The following is a 7953-nucleotide window of genomic DNA, read 5'->3' as shown; positions in this document are numbered from 1 at the left end:
CCCGCTCTACGCGGAGCAAACCTCAACCCACGGAGCCGTCGCCTGAGAAAATGTGCGAAAGATTCTGGACACTACCCTTTCGAGAACATTTGTTGAAGGAGGTGATCGGGATCGCCTCCTTCTCGTGGAGTTTGGCATTGAGCCATTTCATCGGGATGTGTTTCGCCGCTTTGGGCGCGGGCTACTTGGTTCGCAGGATCTGTCGACCTGACGAAGCGGCGATTCATCCCGAAGAATGAGCCGAAAGAAGCGCGGACTAAACGGGGTCTGGCCCGCGCCTGTATGGCGTAGCCTTCTGCCCTCCGTTCTCCCAAATAGGGATAAGCAGTTTAAGAACCCAAAAGATGCGCCAGCTCAACTATTTCAGCTGCATCAGCGCCGGTGGATACTCTGTTGCTCATCATTTGACCTATCACGTATCTTAGTCGATCTACATCACCGCCCTTAGCAGCTTCTACGCCAGCAGCGACAAGTTGTTCGTGCAGTTCCTCGTCAACGACCAGATGCGCCTCTGTTGCAAGATGCTTCAGAAGCTCAATCAAGAAATCTGGGGTTTCCGCTAGGACTTTCATTCGGATGCCATGCATTTCGCCCAGCGATCTTCGCGCGGAATCGAAATTCTTCTCACGAATTGACCGACGTGCCGTAACAAGCAGCTTATCGTGTCGTTCCGCATCGACGGGCTGTGCCAAGTCCCTCAATTCATCAAACGACAATTCAGCCTTGGCGGCCTCGTCTGTCAGCACACGCTCTTCATTCTCAGGGGACATCTTCAATAAAGCAACGTCCTGGCGTAGCTTCCGAGCTTCCTCTGCAACGGAGCGATGGGTGTCAGCATCCACCGAAGTGGATAGCGCCGCATGCTGCCGCTCGATACGTTTCCGAATACTACCTGATGGGTCAGGATCGTGGTCTAGCGCACTCTCAAGCTCTTGCAGATCGCTTTCCACCCGCGAAAGCATTGTTGCCGCGACCTCAGCGCCCCGTTCTCCTTCATAATTTATCCCACCATCGTCGTGGCGATAAAGATTCGAAGCGTCAATTATTCGGCCAAGCGTGGAAAGCTCTACAGCGAAGCTAAGCGTGCCGTTGTCGCTCATGTTCCAGTCAATAATGAACTCATCGCCGCGGTTGATCCGCTCTCCGCGCTCAAGCTCATCTACGCTGTTCAGGCAGAAATTGCCGATGTGAAGGTTATGTTCAGGGCTGTCAACGTCGTCCGCCATGTCATAGAACTCCACTGCAATGAAGTCGTCTTCCCCGCCAATCAGCGTTTTTCCAGAACGGAACTTTTGCCGTCCTTGCGCTGGCAGCGCGGTACCCTTCTTGACCAGTATGTCCAGCTTGTTTCGTTCATACCCAACCATGCCATGTTGAACCTTCACGGCTAGATTGTAGGTCATCGGGACGCTGGCGGCGCTGGCTTCGGATCGCGCGATACTGATTTCCCGTGATGCGCTTTCAACCTTACTTCCTGTCTGATCGAAAACGTTGACCATGTATCGGTTCTTACCGTTCTTTCGAACGCTCACACCAACGCTTAGCGGCCCGTTCAGCGGTATCCGGCCAGACGATGACCCCTCTTCATCAAGGATTTCAAGTTCGAATCCACTGGGAATATCGCCCGCAGGTTTCACGCGAATTTTTGTGCTTTCGGACGAAACGCGGGACTTAAAGTCCAACGAGAGGCTAATGTCACCCCTGACTGTTTCCCGCTGCTTTGATGTTTTCTGAGAAGAGCTGTCACCCTCCCATTCTCGACTCTCAGCGAATATTGCCGCTCCGGTGGCTACGGCGGTCATGGGGTCCAGTCCGCTATCGACAGCAATGGCAAGCTCTGCTTCCAGCATCTCCCGGATGATGGGCATCTTCGAAGGCCCGCCGATCGGCACAATCTTCGAGATATCCTCGTTCTTATAGCCGTTTGCGACGATGATCTTACGGCACAAAGCAATTGAATCTTCGATCCGGTCGCGAACCAGTTCGGCCATTTCCTCGCGGGAAAGGTCGATGGAGATGTAAATTTCTTCGCCGTTTTCATCTGTAGCACGCACCTCATCTTCAGTGGCGAAGATTGAAGCCGTTTCGGATGCAGACAGTTGAATCTTTGCCTTTTCTGCTGCGTGTTTGCTGACATCGGCAAGATGTTTGTATCTCTCGTCGGCCTGAAAGTTGGCTGGCAGGCTGAAATTCTGCGAAAGCCATGGCCGGACGACGCTATCGAATATTATCCTGTCGAAGTCTCTGCCGCCCAGCATATTTATGCCCTCGTGGGCGACAACGTTCACAACGCCAGCGGTGCTCATCACCAGGGCGAGGTCGAATGTCCCGCCACCAAGATCATAGATAAGAAAAACTCCGTCTTTCTGCTTACTGTTGGAGATTGCGGCCAAAGCAGCGGCAACGGGTTCTTGCAGCAGGCTAACCTTTTCCAATCCTGCGAGCCGCGCGGCTGAAATTGTGTCCTCGCTCTGCATCTGATTAAACGCTGCCGGTGTCGTAATGACCACGCCTTCGATTTCTTGCGAACCGGCTTCAGTCATGGCCTGGCCAACCAACGTTTTGATGATTTCTGCCGAGCACTCCACCGGGGTCCAAGTCTCCCCAGCTAGGGAAATTGGATTCTTGGTTCCCATGGAGCGCTTGAAGCCGTGCGCGACGTTCTTGGGCGCGGAGAGCAACCGGTCATAGGCGGTCTTTCCGATGAACCGATGCCCGCGCTTATCCAGGTAGATGACACTTGGCAGTACATCGGTGCCGTCGGCAGTTTTGAAGAGACGGAGCGCCCCATCGACATGCCCAACAACTGCGGAGTTCGATGTTCCGAGATCGATACCTAGATACACAGCCTACTCCTCTTCTTGTACAACTGGCGCAACGATCACGCGCCCAATCCGAATTACAGTCATGTCGGACATGACTGTGGGTTCTATTGTCTTGCCAACAACAAGCACTTCATCTTCTTCATAATCGCCTGGATTATCGACCGATACCGCCAAACCAGGATGGAAACGCTCGCCCGAAAAGTCGACTAGTCGCAGCCCCAAATCTTGGAGGAGCACGTCCAATTGGCGTTTGGAGAACTTCAACTGCGCCTCTAAACGCTTTCCATCACTGGCAAGTGCGCTGCTCAGCACTTTCTCGGTCGCGGCTGCAAGCTTCCAGTATTCAACACAAAGCTGAGCAACACTTTCAATGTTGATGTCGTTTTTCCTGCCATTCACCATGAGGCAACAATCCTTCGGGCATCCGCGATGAATTCAGTCGTTTTCCCTTGAGCTTCTCGGCGTACTGAACTCAGCACACCGCTTGTATACCGGTAACTTGAACACCTCGAATTGTAGTCATCAATGAGCCCATTAAACCTGCTGATCTGATAGTTAGTTGTGGTAATCGACCTCATAGCCTCGAGCCGCTCGCCCTGAAAAACACAATAGCGTACCTGGGACCTGTTCAAAGTGAGTCCTTGACCAACAGGTGGCATTGTTTCGGCGGTTGTATTTGAACTTGGGTTAGTTGTGGTCTGAAGTGGCTTCGAGGGGTGATAAGTACTTGTGGGCTGGTATGATGTTTGTGAGGTTGGCCTATCAAGTTCATCGGAAATAACAAAAAAACCAATTACGGCCGCGATTCCACCATAGATCAACCATTTCACCTTCTTGCCGGCTTGCTTGCGCTCAATCCTTGACTTCAGCTGCTCCAGTTCCGTGCGATCATTGCCCTTTGCGTATTTGAGCATTTCATCGACGATCTTCGCCATTCCGCCGAGACTGCCTGACTGCCGATTCAATTCGGGCATTTTCCAGTTGCGATACAGCACGGACCGCTCTTCATCAAGTTTACTACTCAAATCTTGGGACGGTTTCGCACCAGGGTAGGTGATCAGCCCGTCGATCAGTCTGAACGCCGTTTCAGGGTCATCCCGATCATTGTTCACGAACAACGCAAGGTCTCGAACAACAAGGAATGCAGCATCCCCGGTGCCTGGGGCTTTTGCAGCGTTATCGAACGCTGCGAAGATTTCCTTCACGGCCCCCCTGCTCGCTGGCGCAAAGCCTGATCTTTGCAACGCTGACTTCAGCTTCGGAACTTGTGATTTGGCGGCCTCACAGGCGGCAACGAGCGGCTCCAGCACTGAAAACTGCTTTCGCTGTTCATCGAGGTTTTCCAACGCCTCGACATCACCCTTAAGCACCTCAGCAACGGATTCCAGCTCTGGAAACGTGTGCAATAGCGCTTCGGACAACCGCTTTGCGTGACGAAATTCTCCTCTTTCGTTCGCGAGCTCGAGGCATAGTGATCGTAGCTTTTCGTAGATTTGCTTGGACCGGCCTTCTTCATGGCCTTGATGCTGCTCAAATACTTGAACCGGCTGGTTGACATCGTCCCACTGCTGCAGGAGTTCAGCGATTTCACTCGTCACGGCCTCAAGCTGATATGACGGCTGACGAGCAAGTTCGATCTGCTGATCAATAGCTTCGCTGATCCTCGCCAGGTAGGGTTCGCTCAAGATGTCGTATTCTCGAACAAACTCTGCAAAAATTCTGCTTGCGCGGTCCTTCTCCACCTCCGCCTCAACCAGACTTTCCATCACCTTGCCGGGTTCATCCTGTCGCCAAACGGACAGCGCCGCGCTTCGCGCATGGGTGCTTTTGAGAACATTGATCGATGCCGCAAGTTGGTTCCTTTCGACTCGTGGGAAGCCGGCCGCTTGGCGTCGGGTATTTAGAAATTGCAGTAGACTGATTTGGTCAACATCGTCCCATGCACGAAGAAGGTCTTGAAGGAGCGTTTCATCCGCAAAATTGGTGCCACACAAGTGCGCGAGAACGTTGGCTTTTGGCGAATCGGGGAGAAATGCAATCGCCTTCCGGAGTTCAGCTACCCTTCCTTCTTTCAACAAGGACACAGTTTCATTAACTTGCGCGTCACTGAGCTCTGGGAGCCAGCTTAATTCTTGATCCAAGCGAGCAATCGGTGACAGAAGGGCTTGCTGAGATCGCTGAATGATCTCTTGGGAATGATGCTCATCGAACTCAGCATCCTCGACCAAATCTGAAATCTCAGTATGGTTTGATGCATAGCTAGCCTTCAGAACCGAAAATGCGTTCGAAAAAAGGCTGAAACCTTCGCTTCCCAAAGTGTTGTCCTTTACATTTACTATCACGCCCAGCTGGCCTCCCCTCATCATGTGGTCCGACTTAGTTGTTGCGGGCCTTCGGGGGGGCTCACCCCATTTCTAGTCAGCGCTTCATGAGATCTCTTAGGTTTGTGTGAGCTAGGCCGAACGCTTGAGCTCCTTTGGTCACGCAAAGAAGGTCAGGAAGTCAACTGCTTTGACGGGTGATGCTTACTTTGCCGATGGCAACGATGGACTCGCAGTGGTCATCTGAGCCTTTCAGTCGGATGACAGTTCCGATAGTTGACCGCAACGCCGCCTGCTGAATAGGCGGATCAGGCCACATTGTTGACCAATATGCCGTGCTAGGCATTACTGCCCGCGCCCCGTTCGCGACGGCGCCATAGTTCACTAGGAGACGTTTCAAATGAGACTATTTTTCGCGATAGTTATTTCCTGCGCAATCTTGACAGTATCGATCGCCGACGCTCAATCCCTCACTAGACCTCAAAAAAACGCCGTCCGGTCCGCCAAGGCGTACCTCAGCTTCCAGGGTTTTTCCCGCGACGGTCTGATCGAGCAATTGTCCTCCGCGTATGGCGACGGCTACGAACGCGCCGATGCCATCGTCGCGGTGGACAGCCTTTCCGTTGATTGGAACGCTCAGGCCGCGAGGTCCGCGGAGCAGTACCTGCAGATGATGGGCTTTTCGTGCAACGGCCTGATCGAGCAGCTCTCGTCGAGCTACGGCGATGGCTACACCGCGAGCCAGGCGGCATATGGTGCGCGGCAAGCTGGCGCCTGCTGAACGATGCGCATCTTTCAGCTTTTCGGCATCCGCCGTGCCGTCGCGCAACCTCGGTCCGGCCGCAGGAGCGCGACGAATATCAAGATACATTTCCGGAAAAGGCGGTGGTGGTCGTGCCGACCGAGCCCGCGCGACGGCATCGACCCGGCGGAGCTCGCAGCGAAGGTCCGGGCGCGGAACGCTGCGCGGCGCTCCTCCGACTGAAGGTGGCGCGGGGGGCCATCTTCTAAGGCGCAGCCGCCACCGGCGCCTCGCCGTCGTACCGAAACACGCCCGCGTTCCAGTCCTCGAACGGGACCGGTGGCCGTCTGGCAGAGAGTGCCACACCTTCCAGCGAGATCTCCCTGGCGCCGTCGGTGAGGAACGCGCAGGGATCCGCGAAGGAGAGCCCCGCGGGGCCGCCCTCGAGGAACAGGACGCGGCCGTCCTCGGCCAACAGGAAATCGAGCGTGAAGTCCCCGCCGTGCTCGGGCTCGGGCGCGAGCCTCTGGCTTCCTACCGTGAGGCCGAGCCGCGCCATTTCGGCCAGCATTGCCTTTGCCGCCTCCAGGCTCCCATCCACCGCCGACCGGATGCCGTCTTCGCCGAGGTCTCTCTGCTCGTCGAGATGCATCTGGCGATAGTAGTTCGCAACGCCGGTGATCTCTCCGTCGACCACGAACACCCGGAACTCGACGGGCCACTTGCCATCCCTGCCATTCAGTTCTCCCTCGGCGAGCGCCGGCTGGACGAAGGGCCGGGCATAGGCTCGGATTTTCGGCGCGCCCAGGTCGAGGAGCGTGGAGTAGAAGCGCTCGTCGTACATAGCCGGAAAGCGCCTCCCGTCGACGCCGTCGATGAGGCCGGCCGAGATCTCTCCGCCGGCCGCCAGCGCGGCCTTCACTTCCATCGGCGCGACCTGCTCGAAGCGCAGGATCTCGCCTGGGCGAAGCCCGCCCAGGACCTGGTTCTCGAACTCGGTGATGCGCTTGCCATTGGTCAGGTGGTCCATTGTCAGGACGTATTCCGAGGTCGGCATTTCCGCGATCTGTCGCAGTGGGATGGCTTCAACGCCCGCGCGGGACGCAAGCTCGATCCATGCCGGAAGGCTGATGACATTGAAGCGCGCGGGTGCGCCTCCTTGCTGCCGATCGCGGATCTCCTCCGGCGAGATGAGGTTGCCTTCGGTCCAGGCGGCGCTGCGGGCGCAATCGGCGACAATCTCCTCCCTGCGCTCAGCTTCGGACTTGGGCGGGGCTGGAGCGGCGATCGCGAAATCGCAGGCCGGTTCTGTCTTGTTGGGCATGGTGTTCCTCGCAGGTTCAGAAAGCCGGTGAAAGGTCAGGTTTCTCGCAAATCACCTCGGCCATGGCGACTCGCGCCTCCTCGCCAATAAGCCAGGGCAGATCGATGCCCGCCCGGGAGCCGAAATCCACCAGCGCGCGGTGCAGGGCGTTCCGGTCCAGGCCAAGAGAGTCGGCGAAGCGCTCGACCCGAAGCTCTTCACCGAAGCCCTTCCCGAGCAACTCGCTCGCGACGATGGCGATGGTGCTCAGGCTTTCGCTCGGCAAATAGGGCATCTCGGGATCGAAGCGGAGCCATTTCTCCATTTCGTTGAGCGCGTCGTGCAGCTCCTCGAGCCTGTAGCCGAACTCCGCCAGCTCATCCTCGATCGTGATCCCGCGCTCCTCGATGGAAAGGAAATGCGTGAAGACCTTGAAGATCTTTTGCATGTCCGTGAGGGGCGGCGACAGCCCGCGCGCCAGGAAGCCGCGGCTGTCAATCGTCATCGAATGGAGTTGTAGCTCAGATGGTCAGAGCGCCGGCCTGTCACGCCGGAGGCCGCGGGTTCAAGTCCCGTCAACTTCGCCAGGACAACCCGCCGTCGCCCGTTCGTGCGACGGCCATGCGGACGTAGCTCAGCTGGTAGAGCATCTGCCTTCCAAGCAGAATGTCGTCGGTTCGAACCCGATCGTCCGCTCCAATCCCCCGCCCTTTTTTTTCGAGGGCGACGACAGCATCTGGGGTAGCCGGCGCGCCGCGGAGG

At 56.3% G+C, this 7953-nt stretch carries 7 protein-coding genes and 2 tRNA genes; 4 read left to right on the top strand and 5 right to left on the bottom strand.

Annotated elements, in window-relative coordinates; all coding sequences use genetic code 11:
- The coding region (locus GE300_RS23345) for a hypothetical protein (RefSeq protein ID WP_233417243.1) at positions 1-239 on the top strand (239 nt) is incomplete at its 5' end.
- 90 nt (positions 240-329) lie between these two features.
- On the opposite strand, the gene GE300_RS20355 is transcribed toward GE300_RS23345, so the two are convergent.
- The 3 genes from GE300_RS20355 to GE300_RS20345 are packed head-to-tail and all read right to left on the bottom strand — an operon-like array spanning position 330 to position 5140.
- A complete protein-coding gene (locus GE300_RS20355) occupies positions 330-2846 on the bottom strand; it encodes an Hsp70 family protein (protein WP_325063341.1) in 2517 nt (838 codons plus the stop codon).
- Positions 2847-2849: 3 nt separating this feature from the next.
- Complete coding sequence (locus tag GE300_RS20350; RefSeq protein WP_154449330.1) at positions 2850-3227, bottom strand: hypothetical protein; 378 nt, start codon at positions 3225-3227, stop codon at positions 2850-2852.
- Positions 3221-5140 (bottom strand): hypothetical protein, encoded by a 1920-nt coding sequence (locus GE300_RS20345; protein WP_154449329.1) that lies wholly within the window; start codon positions 5138-5140, stop codon positions 3221-3223. Before GE300_RS20345 ends, GE300_RS20350 begins: the two co-directional genes overlap by 7 nt.
- 406 nt (positions 5141-5546) lie before the next feature.
- Between GE300_RS20345 and GE300_RS20340 the strand changes: the two genes are divergently transcribed.
- Positions 5547-5927, top strand: coding sequence for an Ltp family lipoprotein (locus tag GE300_RS20340; RefSeq protein ID WP_154449328.1), 381 nt, complete (start codon positions 5547-5549; stop codon positions 5925-5927).
- 226 nt (positions 5928-6153) lie between these two features.
- Here GE300_RS20340 and GE300_RS20335 read toward each other — a convergent pair whose 3' ends face one another.
- Both GE300_RS20335 and GE300_RS20330 read right to left on the bottom strand, forming a co-directional pair.
- Entirely contained in the window at positions 6154-7212 is a 1059-nt protein-coding gene (locus tag GE300_RS20335) for a hypothetical protein (RefSeq protein WP_154449327.1), read from the bottom strand.
- A gap of 16 nt (positions 7213-7228) precedes the next feature.
- Complete coding sequence (locus GE300_RS20330) at positions 7229-7696, bottom strand: hypothetical protein (protein WP_154449326.1); 468 nt, start codon at positions 7694-7696, stop codon at positions 7229-7231.
- A 5-nt stretch (positions 7697-7701) separates the two neighbouring features.
- On the opposite strand from GE300_RS20330, the gene GE300_RS20325 reads away from it, so the two are divergent.
- Together GE300_RS20325 and GE300_RS20320 are read left to right on the top strand one after the other, a co-directional pair.
- Positions 7702-7778 (top strand) — tRNA-Asp (locus GE300_RS20325).
- Between the two features lie 36 nt (positions 7779-7814).
- Positions 7815-7890: transfer RNA gene (locus GE300_RS20320), tRNA-Gly, on the top strand.
- Positions 7891-7953 lie beyond the last annotated feature (63 nt).

Origin of the sequence: Halovulum marinum (assembly GCF_009697225.1) — a bacterium.
Lineage (GTDB): Bacteria > Pseudomonadota > Alphaproteobacteria > Rhodobacterales > Rhodobacteraceae > Halovulum > Halovulum marinum.
This window is presented reverse-complemented; position numbering and strand designations above follow the sequence as displayed.